Source organism: Niallia sp. FSL M8-0099, from assembly GCF_038006945.1.
GTDB lineage: Bacteria > Bacillota > Bacilli > Bacillales > Cytobacillaceae > Niallia > Niallia circulans.
On the sequence record NZ_JBBOWF010000001.1, the window covers coordinates 1,857,046 to 1,873,484 of the forward strand.

The 16,439-nt window shown below is 34.6% G+C and carries 8 protein-coding genes; 6 read left to right on the plus strand and 2 right to left on the minus strand.

Going from position 1 to position 16,439, the window contains the following annotated elements; genetic code table 11:
* Positions 1-39: 39 nt before the first annotated feature.
* Genes NSQ92_RS08895 through NSQ92_RS08905 form a run of 3 tightly spaced genes read left to right on the plus strand, consistent with a single transcriptional unit; the run spans position 40 to position 4,918 of the window.
* Entirely contained in the window at positions 40-1,185 is a 1,146-nt protein-coding gene (locus NSQ92_RS08895; protein WP_047943488.1) for an exonuclease SbcCD subunit D, read from the plus strand.
* A complete protein-coding gene (locus NSQ92_RS08900; RefSeq protein ID WP_341152581.1) occupies positions 1,182-4,322 on the plus strand; it encodes an SMC family ATPase in 3,141 nt (1,046 codons plus the stop codon). Before NSQ92_RS08895 ends, NSQ92_RS08900 begins: the two co-directional genes overlap by 4 nt.
* A gap of 56 nt (positions 4,323-4,378) precedes the next feature.
* Positions 4,379-4,918, plus strand: a complete 540-nt coding sequence (locus NSQ92_RS08905; RefSeq protein ID WP_061798962.1) for a M15 family metallopeptidase — start codon at positions 4,379-4,381, stop codon at positions 4,916-4,918.
* Between the two features lie 154 nt (positions 4,919-5,072).
* On the opposite strand, the gene NSQ92_RS08910 is transcribed toward NSQ92_RS08905, so the two are convergent.
* The gene (locus NSQ92_RS08910; RefSeq protein ID WP_095320063.1) at positions 5,073-6,119 is read right to left on the minus strand and encodes a M42 family metallopeptidase; all 1,047 of its coding nucleotides are present in this window, start codon (positions 6,117-6,119) and stop codon (positions 5,073-5,075) included.
* A 479-nt stretch (positions 6,120-6,598) separates the two neighbouring features.
* Between NSQ92_RS08910 and NSQ92_RS08915 the strand changes: the two genes are divergently transcribed.
* Both NSQ92_RS08915 and helD read left to right on the plus strand, forming a co-directional pair.
* Positions 6,599-8,560 (plus strand): LTA synthase family protein, encoded by a 1,962-nt coding sequence (locus tag NSQ92_RS08915; protein ID WP_047943492.1) that lies wholly within the window; start codon positions 6,599-6,601, stop codon positions 8,558-8,560.
* Between the two features lie 463 nt (positions 8,561-9,023).
* A complete protein-coding gene (helD, locus tag NSQ92_RS08920) occupies positions 9,024-11,342 on the plus strand; it encodes an RNA polymerase recycling motor HelD (protein ID WP_341152582.1) in 2,319 nt (772 codons plus the stop codon).
* Between the two features lie 114 nt (positions 11,343-11,456).
* Here the strand turns inward: helD and NSQ92_RS08925 are convergent, their stop codons facing one another.
* A complete protein-coding gene (locus NSQ92_RS08925) occupies positions 11,457-12,836 on the minus strand; it encodes a dipeptidase (protein WP_445669261.1) in 1,380 nt (459 codons plus the stop codon).
* Between the two features lie 162 nt (positions 12,837-12,998).
* Here NSQ92_RS08925 and NSQ92_RS08930 point away from each other — a divergent pair, with 162 nt between their 5' ends.
* A complete protein-coding gene (locus NSQ92_RS08930) occupies positions 12,999-16,352 on the plus strand; it encodes an SCO7613 C-terminal domain-containing membrane protein (RefSeq protein WP_341152584.1) in 3,354 nt (1,117 codons plus the stop codon).
* Positions 16,353-16,439: the final 87 nt, after the last annotated feature.

Sequence of the window (16,439 nt, forward strand, 5' to 3'; positions counted from 1 at the left end):
AAAGTGTAAGTAGTTTTTTCAAACATAGAGGTGAATGTGATGAAATTTATTCATACAGCCGATTGGCATTTAGGAAAATTAGTGCATGGTTTATACATGACAGAGGACCAAAGATTTATGCTAGCACAATTTATGGAACTAGTGGAGAAAGAAAAACCAGATGCAGTTATTATTGCTGGTGATTTATATGATCGCTCGATTCCTCCGACTGATGCAGTGAATCTATTGGATGAAGTATTATATTTTATTAATGTCGAGTTAAATACTCCGATTCTTGCTATTTCCGGTAATCATGATAGTGCAGAAAGATTATCTTTTGGTAGCTCTTGGTATCAGAAGAATCGTTTTTATTTAAACGGTAAAATAGAAAATAGCTTTATTCCGATTTCATTTTCAGGAGTGAATTTTTATTTAGTGCCATACTGTGAGCCAGTAGTGGTAAGAAAATTATTAGCGGACGATACTATCCTTAATCATCATGATGCTATGAAAGCAATCATCGGCAAGATTGAAAGTAATTTAAATGTAAATGAGCCAAATGTATTCATAGGGCATAGTTTTGTACTTGGCGGAAAAACAACAGATTCTGAGAGAATATTATCTGTAGGCGGATCTGGATGTGTCGGTGCGGAATTATTTGCGCCCTTCTCTTATACAGCATTGGGTCATTTACATAGTCCAGATGCTATTCATCATCCAACTGTAAAGTACTCAGGATCACTAATGAAATACTCTTTTTCCGAGGCAAATCAAAAGAAGTCAGTATCTATTATTGAAATAGATGAAAAAGGGAATTTCACACAAAATTATCAAACGCTTATGCCGAAAAGAGATATGCGAGAATTAGAAGGCCACTTAGAAGAATTGCTAGACGTTTCCTATTATCAGCAGCAAAAAGTAGATGATTATCTAAAAATTACATTACTTGATGAAGGGGCAATTCTTGATCCGATACAAAAATTACGACAAGTCTATCCGAATGTCCTTCATTTAGAAAGAAAAATAGAAAACAAAGACCGGAAAGAAAAGAGTATTTTACAAGTTCAAAAAGAAGTTCAAAAAAACGAACTAGAGTTATTTGCTTCTTTTTATGAAGAAATGACAACAGCTGATTTTACGCAAGAAAAACAGGAATGGATGACTTCGGTTATTAATCAGGTTCTAAGAGAGGAGGGTGCTAAATGAGACCGTTAAAGCTAACGATGCAAGCATTTGGACCATATGCACGAAAAGAAGTCATTGATTTTACTGTTTTAGGAAATCGTACTATGTTTGTTATTTCTGGAAAAACTGGATCTGGGAAAACAACGATTTTTGACGGAATTAGTTATGCGATATACGGGAAAGCAAGTGGAGAAGACCGCAATGGTCCAGAATTAAGAAGCCAGTTTGCTGAAGACTCCTTGTTAACAGAAGTCAGTTTTGAATTTAAGTTAAAAGAAAAGCGATATTTAATTACAAGATCACCTCAGCAAGAGAAGAAAAAGGAAAGAGGAGATGGATATACAACTATCGGTGCTAAGGCAGAATTATATACGTTTGATGCAGAGGGAAATGAACAACTTGTTGCCTCCTCTATCCGTGATGTCGATGAAAAAGTTAAGGAGATTATGCAAATTGACAGCAATCAGTTTCGGCAAATTCTCATGATCCCGCAAGGAGAATTTCGTAGATTACTTACTTCCGATAGCAAAGAAAAAGAAAATATATTACAGCGATTATTCCATACGGAAATGTATAAGCGGATTGAAGAGAAATTAAGGGAACAAGCACAAGCACTAAAAAAAGAAGTGGAACAAAAAGTCCTGTTACGTACTAATGCTTTATCGAAAATAACGGCAGTTTATCATCAGGATCTCATCACTCAATTGGAATCAGATCGAGAAAATGATGTAGCGATTCTTCCCCTGTTAGAACAGGAAATTGTATTAATGGGAGCAGAGATAGAAAAAATACAGAAAAAATTGGACCGAAAAAACAAAGAACGAGATAGTTTGAAGCAACATTTATATGAAGCGGAATCTATATTAAAACAAATAAAGCTTAAAGAAGAGCTTGCTGCTCGTTTAAATGAACTAAATAGTCAACAGAAGGAATATACAGAAAAAGAAAATAAAATTAATAAGGCGCAAAAAGCAGCACTTCTTGCCCAGCAGGAAGAAATTTGCCACCATTTAAAAAAACAAATCGATGACAGAAATTTGGAAGAGAAAACAATTCAATTCAACTTGGAAAAGCTTAATATTCAATTAACGGAGGCAGAAAAACAACTTAAACAAGAGGTTGACAAAGAAGTAGAACGTAAACAGTTAGCTGACTATCTTGTCGATTTAAAAAATATGGAGAAGGATGTCTTTCGTTTCGCGGAAGTAGAAGGAAAACTAAGAACGATAAAAAAAGATTTAGATAGTATAGGTGACAAGGAAAAATTACTTCAAACTCAACGAAAAGAGAAAGAAGTAAGGATACAAAATATGAAAGAACGTTTAAAGCAGTTAGACGGGATAAAGGAAATGCTGCTAGAAAACAAAGACAAGCTTCGGAATTTACAATCTATTTTAGAGAAAATGAATGATTATTTAGAAGTACTTAATCGCGGGATGAGACAAAAGGCAGATGCAGAAGCAAAGAAAAAATTGCTAGATAATACATTAAGAAGAGTAGAAGATGCAAAAGGATTAGTAGAAGAGCTAGAAAAAAAATGGCTTATTAATCAATCATCTATTTTAGCGAGCAGCTTAAAGCAAGATGAGGCTTGTCCGGTATGTGGAAGTGTACATCATCCTGATCCGGCAATAAATAGGAATCACGATGATAATGCGACGGAGGAAGACCGTAAGAATGCGAAAAAGGATTTTGAAGCAATAGAAAAGGAAAAAGCAAAAGCAGAAGCGGCTTGGCTTGAAGCAAATACGCAATGGAAATTATTAGCGGAAGATGCCCAAAATAAGCTAATGAAAGTGAAAGATGTTTACCCAGCTTTTACTAATGAAGAGAGTACGATAGCAGTAAATACGATTAAAAGCGAACTTCACAGAATTGAGACCGAACAGAAGAGACTTGAGGAACAATTGACAGAAAGAGATAAGATGGAACAATCTCTTGTTAGTGCTGAGCGCGAGTATCAGGAATTGCAATCTGAGCTTGAAAAAATTGCAGTGGCGATGCGAGATACTACTATCCAATATACGGAACATAATACGACATGGAAAAATATGAAAGATGTCATTCCAGCTGAACTGCGTGTTCTATCACAGTATAAAACAGTATGGAAGGAAAGTTCGCTTCAGTTAGAGAAGTTAGAAGCTCAATTTAAGTTAGCGCAAGAAAAAGTACAGATGACGAAAGAAAATTGGCAAAAAGAATCCGTTCGGTTTGAAAGCGTACAAAAACAAATCAAACAGCTAACTGATAGCTTGCAGACAGAAAGAGAGATTTTTTTAGAAAGCATGACAAAGCAAGGATTTTCAACCTATCGCTCTTATTCAGATAGTAAATTGTTGGAAAAGGAAGTGGAAAAGTTAAAAGCATCAGTCCAAGCTTACCGAGAAGAATGTCGGTCTGTTTCCGATCGATTAAGGGATTTAGAAGAGACGCTTAAAGATATTACCATTCCGAACACGGAAGATCTTCAAAACAAACTTAAGACAATTATTGAAGAAGCAGATAAATTGCAGGAAGAACATACAAATATGTTAATAAAGCAGAAAGAAAATAAAGAAATATATAATCAGGTGATTGAAATAAATCGACAAGTAAAGGATCTAGAAAATCAGTATAAACTTGTCGGCCACTTATATGATATTTCCCGAGGACAAAATGCTCAGCGAATTACTTTTGAACGCTATGTACTAGCTTCTTTCCTGGATGAAATATTGCTTCAAGCAAATAGCAGGTTAAATAAAATGACGAGCGGTCGATATCAGCTTGTCCGCAAGAGTGACCGATCAAAAGGAAATGTCCAAAGTGGTTTAGAGTTACTCGTATTTGACCAATATACTGGTCAAGAAAGACATGTAAAAACACTGTCAGGCGGAGAAAGTTTTAAAGCTTCACTAGCCCTAGCATTAGGATTGTGTGATGTTGTGCAAAACTTTGCTGGCGGTATTTCCCTTGAAACAATGTTTATTGACGAAGGTTTCGGTACATTAGACCCAGAATCCTTGGATCAAGCAATTGAAACATTGATGGACATTCAAAATTCAGGTCGATTAGTTGGGGTGATTTCCCATGTTCCAGAATTGAAAGATCGAATGGAAATCAGGCTCGAGGTAATCGCTGGGCAAACGGGAAGTACTACGCGATTTGAATATTTACGATAAAGAAATACATTTTGGTGTAAAACCTAATAATAACTTTTGAAGCTGGGAGCGGTATTTTGAGAAAAAAAAGAAAGAAGCATGGAAGAAGCTTATTTATTATATTGATTTTTTTCTCTATTCTTCTATTATATTGGAAATTAAACCAGCCTGATTATAGGGATGTTCCAATGCCTGTTGAATTAAACCCGGTTGTAAATGAGAAGAAGGATATTCTTGTTAAAAAAGCTGGTGATATTGGAATTCGGGTAGTTATCACAGAGGACTTCAGAAGTGTAGAGGAACAGGATCGCTTATATGAGCAGGGTAGAACGAGCGAAGGTTCTATTGTCACAAATGCAAAGGGGGGACAGTCATATCATAATTATGGACTAGCTATTGATTTTGCCCTTATGGATATTAATGGAGTTGTTATTTGGGATATGAAATATGATGGAAACGGTAATGGCAAAAGTGATTGGTCAGAAGTGGTAGAAATAGCAAAATCTTTAGGTTTTCAATGGGGTGGCGATTGGGCAAACTTTAAAGATTATCCCCATTTACAAATGGATTTTGGTTTAACAATAGAGGAATTGCAAAAAGGGAAAAGGCCTGAATAACAAAAAAGAGGGTGACTCATAATAAAAGATGTCATCCTCTTTTTTCTATTAAGAAACCACTATGTATGGATAGTTGCACTACTGCTATCTATCTGGACGCCTTACAATCTCATAACGTGAACGTCTTACAGCCCATTGATAGTTGGATAGAAAATTAGACTAAATCACTTAACAGATAATGATAAATCAATTGACCTGTTGCCTTAATAGACGAAAAGTGAGTACGTTCGTATGCATGAGAGGAATCGATACCTGGTCCGATTAATGCATGTTTAATATCATGACCAGATCGTATTGCTGCAGATGCATCTGATCCATAATATGGATAAATATCTAGTTGATAGGGAACCTCGTGTTTTTCAGCTAATTGAACAAGATGTTTTCGTAAGGCATAATGATATGGTCCGCTACCATCTTTCACACAGATGGAGACAGTATATTCGTCTGTAGATTGTCCGTCTCCCATTGCTCCCATATCAACAGCCATATATTCGATTGTTTCGGTTGGAATATTGGAATTGCCTCCATAGCCAATTTCCTCATTATTGGAAAGAAGGAAATTAGTTGTATACGGAAGTTCGATATTATTCTCTGTCATTTTTTTCATTAGTAATAACAGAATTGCCACACTAGCTTTATCATCTAAATGCCTTGATTTAATGAATCCAGATGGGGTAATCTCCACACGTGGATAAAAAGAAACAAAATCGCCAACAGAAATGCCTAGTTTTTTTACATCTTCTTGGTTTTTTACGATTTCATCAATTCTAACTTCCATATTGGCTTGATTACGCTCAGCAGTTCTTGCTTCCTTATATACATGAACAGATGCTTGATGAAGGAGAATAGTGCCTGTATATGTCTTGCCAGAAGAAGTTTCAATTACACAATTTTCTCCTTCAATGCTGTTATACGTAAATCCGCCAATTAAATCTAAGCGAAGTCGACCATTTGCTTTAATTTCTTTTACCATAGCACCAAGTGTATCAACATGGGCAGTCAGCATCCGCTGCTTTTCTGAGATTTTGCCTGGAATAGTTGCAATTAATCCCCCTTTATTATTTCGATAAGTTGAAATATTTGTGCTATGTAAGTATTTTTCCATTAATTGAATAATGGTTTCTGTGTTACCTGAAGGACTTGTAACATTCAATATTTGCTCTAATAAATCGAAATACTCTTTTTGATTAATTTGTACCAAGTAGAATTCCTCCTTTTAATATCCTAATCATTATACTATTAATAATAGAAAGATTAAATATGCTTATCCGCTGTTTAACTGACTCAATCTTAGGGTAGTAAGAAAGAGTTGTGAGTATTTACCATTTTCTTTTTGTAAAAGAAATGTTAATATACATTCTTGTCGAAAAAACACAAAACATGTGCTTTTCTTTCTTTTTTTCGTATAAATATAGATATCGCTGGCAATATTCATTCATTTAATGTAAGATGGGGTTGATTTGAAATCCAATTAATGAAATTTACATTAATAGGAAGAAAAAGAAATGACCATTATAAAAATGATGTGTTATAATGGATTACGTCATTTCATCATCTGCTACTTCATAAAGAGATGAACAAAAGGAAGAGCAGTATCATATGTAGATAAGGTAGCACTTATTAAGGGAAAATAAACATTATATTAAAAATTGTTAATTATTTGAATTGAGGTGAACGGGATTGAAAGGTACAGTAGAATTATTTCGCAAATTTTTAACAAAACATTCTTCTTTCTTTTTAATCGCCATAATTTTATTTTGGTTGAAAACGTATATTGGTTATAAGGTAGAGTTTAGCATTGGTGTCCAAGGGCCTATGCAGGAATTTCTACTATTTATTAATCCATTGAGCTCTGCGTTGCTCTTTATTGGACTTGCTTTATTTGTTAAAGGGAAAGCACAGCCTATTTATATTACGATAAATACGGCATTAATGTCAGCTTTATTATATGCAAACATAGTCTATTATCGCTTCTTTACTGACTTTATAACAGTTCCAGTAGTAATGCAGGTGAAAGTAAATGGTGGTCAATTAAGTGACAGTATTTTATCGTTACTTAAACCTTATGATATACTTTATTTCCTTGATGTTATTATTTTAATCGTATTACTTGCAACAAAAGCATATAAACCTACGATACAAAAAAATAGAAAAGCAGCAAAATCAGTTTTTGCACTAGCTATTTTGACATTTGTTATTAATTTAGGTTTAGCGGAGGCAGACCGCCCGCAATTATTAAGTCGTTCATTTGATAGAAACTATTTAGTGAAATATTTAGGTGCATATAACTTCACTATATATGATATCGTCCAAAATGCTCGTTCGGAAAGTCAAAGAGCATTGGCAGACAGCAGCGACATTACGGAAGTACAAAACTTTATTAGTGCTAATTATGCAGAACCAAATGACAAATACTTCGGAGTTGCAAAGGGCAAAAACGTTATTTACGTTTCATTAGAGTCCCTACAAAGCTTTATTATTAATTACAAATTAAATGGAGAAGAAGTAACACCATTTTTAAATTCACTCATTAAAGATGACAATACATTTTATTTTGATAATTTCTTCCACCAAACAGGACAAGGAAAAACATCTGATGCGGAATTTATGATGGAAAATTCTCTATACGGAATGTCCCAAGGAGCTGTTTTTGTAAACAAAGCGCAAAATACATTACAATCAGCACCAGCTATTCTAAAAGGGGAAGGTTATACATCCGCTGCATTTCATGGGAATTATAAAACATTCTGGAATCGTAATGAAATGTATAAAACGATTGGATATGATAAATTCTTTGACGCAGAGTATTATGATATGTCAGAAGAAAATACAAAAAACTATGGTATGAAGGATATACCGTTCTTTGAACAGAGTATGCCTCTGCTTGAAGGGTTAAAGCAACCATTCTATACAAAGTTCATTACGCTATCTAATCACCATCCATTTGAAATGGATGAGGGAGATACGGACTTCCCAGCAGGTGACTTTGGTGACAATGCTGTTAACCATTACTTCCAATCTGCTCATTATTTAGATGAATCAATCCGTTTATTCTTTAAAGAACTTAAAGAATCAGGATTATATGATAATTCAGTAATTGTTATGTATGGTGACCATTATGGAATTTCTGAAAATCATAATAAAGCAATGGCCCAAGTACTTGGTGAAGAGGAAATCACACCATTTATGAACACGCAGTTACAACGTGTACCATTATTTATTCATGTACCAGGTGTTGAAGGGAATGTCGTAAGCAAATACGGCGGCGAAGTAGATGTAATGCCAACGTTAATGCATCTTCTTGGTATTGATACAAAGGACTATTTACAAGTTGGTTCTGATTTACTTTCTGAGCAGCATCGTGAAACAGTTCCATTTAGAAACGGTGACTTTGTTTCTCCTACACTAACAAAAATAGGTGATAACTATTATGATGCTAACGGCGAGTTAGTGGATGCAGAAAAAGGAAAAGAACAAGCGGAAGCAGCTGCTGCTGAACTACAAGCATCTGATAGCATTGTGATGAAGGATTTATTGCGATTCCATAAACCAGATGGATTTACCCCAATAAACCGTGAGGATTATAATTATATAAAAGGTAATACTAGTAAGACTGATTCAGAAGAATCACCGGAAGAATAAGCATTTAAAAAGTCTCTTTCCAGTATGTGGGAAGGGACTTTTTTATTGTTAATAAAATAGCGACATTTTATATTATTTTAGCTATATCTTGTTATCTGGCATTAGAGGAAGAAATATTTTCTTTATGCTGGAGAGGCTATTTATCATCATTCGGATTATGGCCTATCTAGATTTTGTGACCATGCAGGAGGTCATTTTCTCTCACTGTTTAAAAATGAGAGAAGGGATTAGGTTTCAATCAAAAAGAACATGGCAAAAATATAACTAAACACATAATAAATCCCATATCCGTAAAGGATATGGGATGTCTATTCTTATAATAATGGTAATTTGTTGATAGATATGTTAAAATAAATGAATCTGTTAGTGAATTCATTTTTAGAAAAGATTATATTATTTCTATATTAATGATATCACAAAATGATTCTGCTTGTCAAGATAATTGATTAGGGGTGGAGACACTATGAACAATAAAGAAGAACTAGAAAAAGACCAGGAACAAAAGCGAATAGATTTTGTTCGTCAACAAATTGAAGAGAAGCTAACAGTATTAGAAACTGATATTAACCATATTGGCGGTGATGTAAGCCAGCTGCGTTCTAGTTTCTGGGAAGATGTTACTGTAAACTTAGATGAACCAGATGATGTCATTGAAACATTTACAAGTATTAAGCAGCAAGCAGAGCTACTTGGTGAGCGTGAGCGAACATATGGACAGATCCATAAACAGCAAAAGGTTCTTCATAAATTAAAGGATTCTCCTTACTTTGGTAGGATAGATTTTAAGGAAGAGGGGGAGGAAACTGAACCGGTATATATTGGCATACGTTCGTTCATGGATAAAAAGAATGAAGAGTTTTACATATATGATTGGAGGGCCCCAATTTCTAGTGTTTATTATGATTATTCACCAGGACCAGCGTCTTATCAAACACCAGGTGGTAAAGTTGATGGGGAATTATTATTAAAAAGACAATTTATTATCCGTGATGGAAAGCTAATTAGCTTATTTGATACTGGTGTTACTATTGGAGATGAGTTATTACTAGAGGTGCTTGGTAATAATGCCAGCTCCATGATGAAATCAATTGTTGCTACTATCCAAAAGGAACAAAATCAAATTATTCGAAATGATAAAAGTAAATACTTGCTTGTCCAAGGAGTTGCTGGAAGTGGGAAAACTTCCGCTGCTTTGCAACGAGTTGCCTATTTATTATATAAACACCGAGATACATTAAAATCGGATAATATTATGCTATTTTCGCCCAACCCATTATTTAATAGTTATGTTTCCACCGTACTGCCAGAGCTGGGAGAAGAGAATATGCGTCAGTCCACCTTTTATGAGTATTTGCAATCAAGGATTGGCAAACCTTATCAAGTGGAAGACTCCTTTTCTCAATTAGAGTATTTGTTAACAGAAACAGACAAGGCAAAAAAAGCGCAAAGATTAATAAGTATTCAATATAAAAGTAGTGTTGCATTTAAAGAGCTAATCGATGAATATCTTCAACATCTTCAGAATGATGGGATTGTATTTAAGGATATTATGTTTCGGAAAAAAGTATTTATCTCTAGTGAAGAACTGACGAGGAAATTTTACGAAATGGATAGCACTATCACGATTCCCAATCGAATGCAATTATTAATTGAATGGGCACAAAAAGAAATGAAAAAACATGCTAAAGTAGAAAGAAAGCAGCCTTGGGTGGAGGAAGAAATTCAGCTGCTAGATAAAGAGGAATATTTAGAAGCATACCATGCATCTGAAATGAAAAATGGGAAAGAGCAAGAGTTTGCTTATTTCGAGGAAGAGGAAAAGTTTTTACGTAAGTTTATTGTAAATCGATATTTTAAATCAATTTATGCTTCCATAAAAAAAATGCGATTTATTGATATTGCATCAATCTACAAAAACATTTTTCATTTACCTTGTCCTAAAGAGTTAACAGAGAAAGAGTGGCAAACGATAGGAACACAAACGATTGCTAATCTCAATCGAAGCTTTCTGGCGTATGAAGATGGAACTCCTTTTGCCTACCTAAAAGATAAACTAGAAGGGAAAAAATCTACGTCTGGTATTCGCCAAGTATTTATTGATGAAGCACAAGACTATTCTGATTTCCAAATTAACTATTTGAAGGAACTATTTCCATATAGTAAAATGACTCTTTTAGGGGATATTAACCAAGCTATTTATGCGCATCATCACAATGAGATTGTTAGGAATGAAGAGAGCGGAGAAGTAGAACGAATAGAGTTAATGAAAAGTTATCGTTCAACAAAGGAAATAATAGAGTTTACAAGAGGCTTGACTGTAAATGGAGATTTAATTGAACCATTTAATCGCCATGGTGAAAAACCTACAGTCGTAAATGTGGCAAATGGGGATAAGAAAATAAAGGACATCCAAAAGCGAATGGAAGAGTGGAAGGAAAAAGGCCATAAAACAATTGCGATCATTTGCAAAACAATTGAAGAAAGTAAGGAAGTATATAAACGACTTAAAGCAAAAGTGGATGTTCGTTTTATTCAAAAAGGAACAACTTCTTATGAAAAAGGTGTATCTGTCATACCGGCCTATTTAGCAAAAGGAATTGAGTTTGATGGAGTTATCCTTTATAATGCTTCTAGTTATGAAGGCGAATTAGAGAAAGAATTATTTTACACAGCTTGTACAAGAGCAATGCATGAACTGACTATGTATATCGAAAACGGAAAACAAAATGAGTATTTTGAGAAAATAGACCATACAACCTACGAAGGGTTGGAAATTAATTAGCTAAATTGGTAGTTTAAATAAAGCAGCTCCCATTATCCATGCTAGTGGAGGATTATCCTTTAAAAAAGCAAGGGGATGGGAGCTGTTTTGATATTTAGTGTTAGTTCGCTATTTTCACCACACCTCTGCCAGATCGAACCAGTAATGACAGATTGTTTCTAATCCTTTGTCATAGTTTTTGAGATGAAAATGTTCATTTGGAGCATGGAAGTTTTCATCTGGTAAGCCGAATCCCATTAAGACAACTGGTAAATGTAAAATTTGATCAAAAGCTGCTACGATAGGAATAGATCCTCCGCCTCGTGTATAGGAAGTAGGTACTTTATATACTTTTTCATACGCTCTTCCAGCGGCCTGAATAGCTTTGTGATCAAAGGGAGTAACATAGGGATTGCCTTTGTCAAATAATTGAACTGTTACATCCACTCCTTTTGGCTTATGCTTTTCAATATGTTTCTTTAATAAAGCAACGATTTCATCTGGATCTTGCGCTGGAACTAGTCTACATGTTATTTTTGCACTCGCTTCAGAAGGGATAACTGTTTTGACGCCAGTTCCTTGAAATCCACCTTTAATTCCATTTATCTCAAGGGTTGGGCGTACCCAAAGTCTTTCTAAAGTAGTGAACTCTGTTTCTCCAAATAGGGAAGGAGAGCCGGTTTGTTCGATAATTGATTCATCTGTGATTTCCAATGCTGCAAAAGCATCTTTTTCCTCCCTTGTTAAAGAAATTACCCGATCATAAAAGCCTTCCACAGAAATGACTCCATTATCGTCATGAAAACTTGCTAAGAGGTGGCTTAAAGCAGTAATAGGATTGTGAATTGCTCCTCCAAATAACCCAGAATGCAGATCGCTTTTTGGGCCTTTCACATGGATTTCCATCCCGCATAATCCTCTTAAACCATAGCAAATCGTTGGTTTTCCTTCTTCCATCATCCCTGTATCTGAAATAACGATGACATCGGCACTTAATAACTTCTTATTTGCTTCTACAAAAGACGGCAAAGCTGGACTGCCAATTTCCTCTTCTCCTTCGATGCAGAATTTAATATTTACTGGTAATGAACCTGTCGTTTTAAGAATTGCTTCGATTGCTTTAATATGCATAAAAACTTGGCCTTTATCATCACTGGCTCCTCTAGCATAAAGCTTTTCGTTGCGAATTTCAGGTGCGAAAGGAGGAGATTCCCATAATTCTAGGGGATCAACTGGCTGAACATCATAATGTCCATACACCAACACGATCGGCTTCCCTTCCTCATGCAGCCAATCTGCATAAACGACAGGATTGCCGCTTGTTTGATGAATGGCAGCATTCTCTAATCCAGCTTTTGTTAAAGCGTTCACTAACCATTCTGCGGTTCTATCTATATCTTTTTTATGTTCTGGAAGGGCACTAATACTTTCTAATGATAAAAAGGAGAATAATTCCTCTAAGTGGTCTTTTCTTTTTTCTTTTAAATATTGTTGAATAACATCCATTCTATCCATTCCTCCAATTATTTCGATATGGAAAATAAATTCGCTTATATAAGAAGAATATCCTCTTTTTTTGAAAATAAAATATATTGAAAAATAAATAACTTCATTGTAAAATTACACTATTAGTTTAAAAGGTATGAAACGCATGTGTTTATAGAAAGGATGCATACAATGCAAAAAAATATGATTATTTTTTTTAATCGGATGGTAGAATCATTGTATTCGAAGGAATATATAACAGAAACGAGTTATACCGATATTAAGTCTGGTTTCCAAAAGTATTTAGAGGACGAGGCGATAAAAGAAAATGGAGAAAAAGAAGAAAAAGTAAAAGTAAAAGTAATGGAGAAAAAAGAAAAGAAAAAGCAGCCTTCCATACGAAAGAAACAACATACTCCAGAACAGCTGCGCGAACGAAATATAGGGGTGTTACTTTATTTAGGAGTTTTTCTATTATTAATAGGTGGATTAGTGGTTGCAACTAGTAATTGGGACTCTATGCCCGGTTGGTTGAAGGCAGTATCTATTTTCTTTGTTTCGATCTTATTTTTTGGTTTTGCCATGTTATCGAAAAAAATAATAAAGATCGACCATACAGCCTTTGCTTTCTTTCTCCTGGGGAGTCTTTTTCTTCCAATAGGATTTTTGTCAATAAGCTTTTTTCAGCTAGCAGGGGACTATCTTTCTATGTATGGCAAGGGACGTTTCTTATTAGGAGTAATAGCTGGTTTCGTATTATTCCCTATATATGCAGCTCTAGCGATTTATTTAAAGTCCCGTCTTTATAAAATACTAACGATTGGGACCATCACTGGAACGATTGCCTTTCTGCTTGCTTTTTTACCATTAGCACTAGATGGATTCTTCTTCTTTATGATCATCTATCAATTTATAACCATCTATGTTTTATTAAAGTATCAGCACATGAAATGGATTCAATATTTTCAGAAGGAACTCACACCCATTGTTCAAGTTCAATTAATCTTAACTGCTTTATTTATGACTTTTTTGTTTGAGAGCAGTGTGATAAATGGCTTTTACTATTTGATAATCAGCAGTCTATTTATGATGACCGTAGCATTAACGAAACGAAAGCATGATCATTTTTACATAACTATCGCTATAGCCTTTGGGCTTTATCGAATTTTTACCTATCCAATTCTAGAAGACTTATTGCCAATAGCCTTTGCTTGCTTTAGTATTTTCCTTCTTTCTTTTGTTTTTATCTTAAAAGGAAAGATAGAGTGGGGGAAAGTTTGGGAGTTTACAAGCTTTGTCATTGCTTTAGCTACATTTTTCGTAACCATTCTTTTTTATTGGGAACTGTTTCTCGCTGGAAGTTTGTATTTAGTGTTTGCGTATCTCTTACTGGCTGTAGAATTCATCCTTTTAGCAAAAAGGCTGACATATGTAATTATTCGTTATTTGCCAGTTCTCTTTATCAACCTGGCGTTATGGAATGCTGCTCTGTTAATTCCATTAATAAAAGATCCCGACAGTTTTTTCCTTGTTAGCTACGGGATTAATATAGGGCTTTTATTTTTGTTAGGTATTTTTAATAAATGGCATCCATTACAGGATATTAGAAAGCCATCTGCCATTTATAATATTGCCTGGATGGTACTAATAGCCTTTTTATCAACAGCAATCTTTTTAGGGAAATGGTATATACCTTTTATGATAGCAGGAATTGCCCTAAGTCTATATAGCGGCAGTCGTTTCATAAAAAATAAAACGCAGCAGCAACTTCTTTCCTATATAATTCCGTTTACTGTTTTTGGTGTTTATTTTACAACAGCAGAATCCTTCCGTTTTATCCAAGAGCAAGGCCATCCATTGTCGATTGCATTAGGAAGTGTCTTTACCATCTTAACAGGTAATTTATATGAAAAAGCGGATAAGAATATGGGAAGAAACGGCTATTTCATTGGGCAAATCATGTACGGATTTGGGTTGCTATTAATTTTGGAATATTTCACACTAAATAAATGGGTGACTACTGGTGTATATTTAGCATCAATTATTATTTTTTATGATTTGTATCGAAAAATAAAAAATATCCTTATTGCCTGGTTAATTGGGATCGTTAGTTTGATTAGCTATTTCAGTCTTGTAGGTTCTATTTGGAACACAGATACGCTTTCTTTTGAACTACTTATGAAGTATGGCTGGATGGGTATGTTTATGATGGGTTTAGGATTAAAAAACACATCTTTCAAGCTTCCATTTCTCACGATTTCCCATATTTATATTCTCGGAAGTATTATCATTGATCGGTTAATGATAGAAAATGATTCCTTTCTTCCGTTTATCTATTTATTTATTGCTTATAGTATAAGTGTCTATTTAGTTGCTAATAAATATGTGAAAATGGTATTTCGATATGGGAGCTATCTATCTAGTTATTTCTTTTTAGCGGCCGCTCTTCCTTTTGGCTTTGCAGGAGGGAACGCTTATAGTCTCGCATTTATGGTAATGTCGATGGCGTTGTTCGGGATATATTTTCTGAAAAAAGAAAAGAAAGAACTTGTTTTCTTTTTCTTACCATTTAGTTCAGTTGGGATAATATATTGGATGTTTGCCTCACCTTTTACCATTATTACTTACATCGTCATCCTTCTATATATTGTACTCCTGCTACTTGTTATCCATCTAGAAAAACTATATCTTGTCTCGTTTATTGGAATAGTTTTCCTATTTATGAATAATGAAGTATTCATGCATGACTTTCTGCCAATCGACCGGTATCTTTTTACGCTGGTTTGGGGTCTTATATTTATGCTTATTAGCACTATTGTATATCCAGTCATTACAAAGTGGCAGGAAGAAGGAGAAAAGTGGATTGATTTTTATTTCCTAGCAAGTTTTCTTACCATTTTCTCTTTATACGCAATAGAAACAAATTTAAAGTGGGATATTGTTATTCCGGGAGTGTTACTCGCATTGCTAGTTTTTATCCAGAAAAATAGGGTGGGGAAAGAAATTCAATGGGTACCTCAACTTATCGGCTTGGTTACACTCATGTTGCCATATTATTCTATGCTATCAATTATTTCTATCCAGAAATATATCGAGACAGAGCTAAAGGTGTTACCAGTACTTGTCGTTATGGTTGCCGCAAAGAAAATCGTCAAGCATGCGTCGGGACTATTAAGGAAGATTGAATGGGGTGTCGTAACCATTTCGGCCTTGCTTTTAGCGATGGATGGCTATCTTTCTCATACTATCTATGATGCCATCATTTTGGGTGTGCTTGCAGTAATATCCATTTTATCAGGATTTTATTTCCGCTATAAATCTTATTTCTTTGTTGGCATTGGTGTATTAATATTAAATGTATTATTGCAAACTAGACCATATTGGGGTAATTTTCCTTGGTGGGTATATTTATTAATTGCTGGAACAATTCTAATTACCATTGCAAGTATGTATGAAATGCAAAAGCAAGGAAAACAACCAAAAATATTTACAAAAATCCTTTTATGGAAAAATAGAATAAGGGTGTTTTTAAAGACTTGGAAATAGCCTGGAATTTCCGCATGATCACACGAAGGTTCACTTTAACCTTCGTGTGATTTGTTTGGGATATAATAAGCTTGTGGCACATTCATA

Coding starts and splice junctions, on each gene's coding strand:
- NSQ92_RS08895 (WP_047943488.1), top strand. CDS start 40: ATGAAATTTATTCATACAGCCGATTGGCATTTAGGAAAATTAGTGCAT.
- NSQ92_RS08930 (WP_341152584.1), top strand. CDS start 12,999: ATGCAAAAAAATATGATTATTTTTTTTAATCGGATGGTAGAATCATTG.
- helD (WP_341152582.1), top strand. CDS start 9,024: ATGAACAATAAAGAAGAACTAGAAAAAGACCAGGAACAAAAGCGAATA.
- NSQ92_RS08900 (WP_341152581.1), top strand. CDS start 1,182: ATGAGACCGTTAAAGCTAACGATGCAAGCATTTGGACCATATGCACGA.
- NSQ92_RS08925 (WP_445669261.1), bottom strand. CDS start 12,836: ATGGATAGAATGGATGTTATTCAACAATATTTAAAAGAAAAAAGAAAA.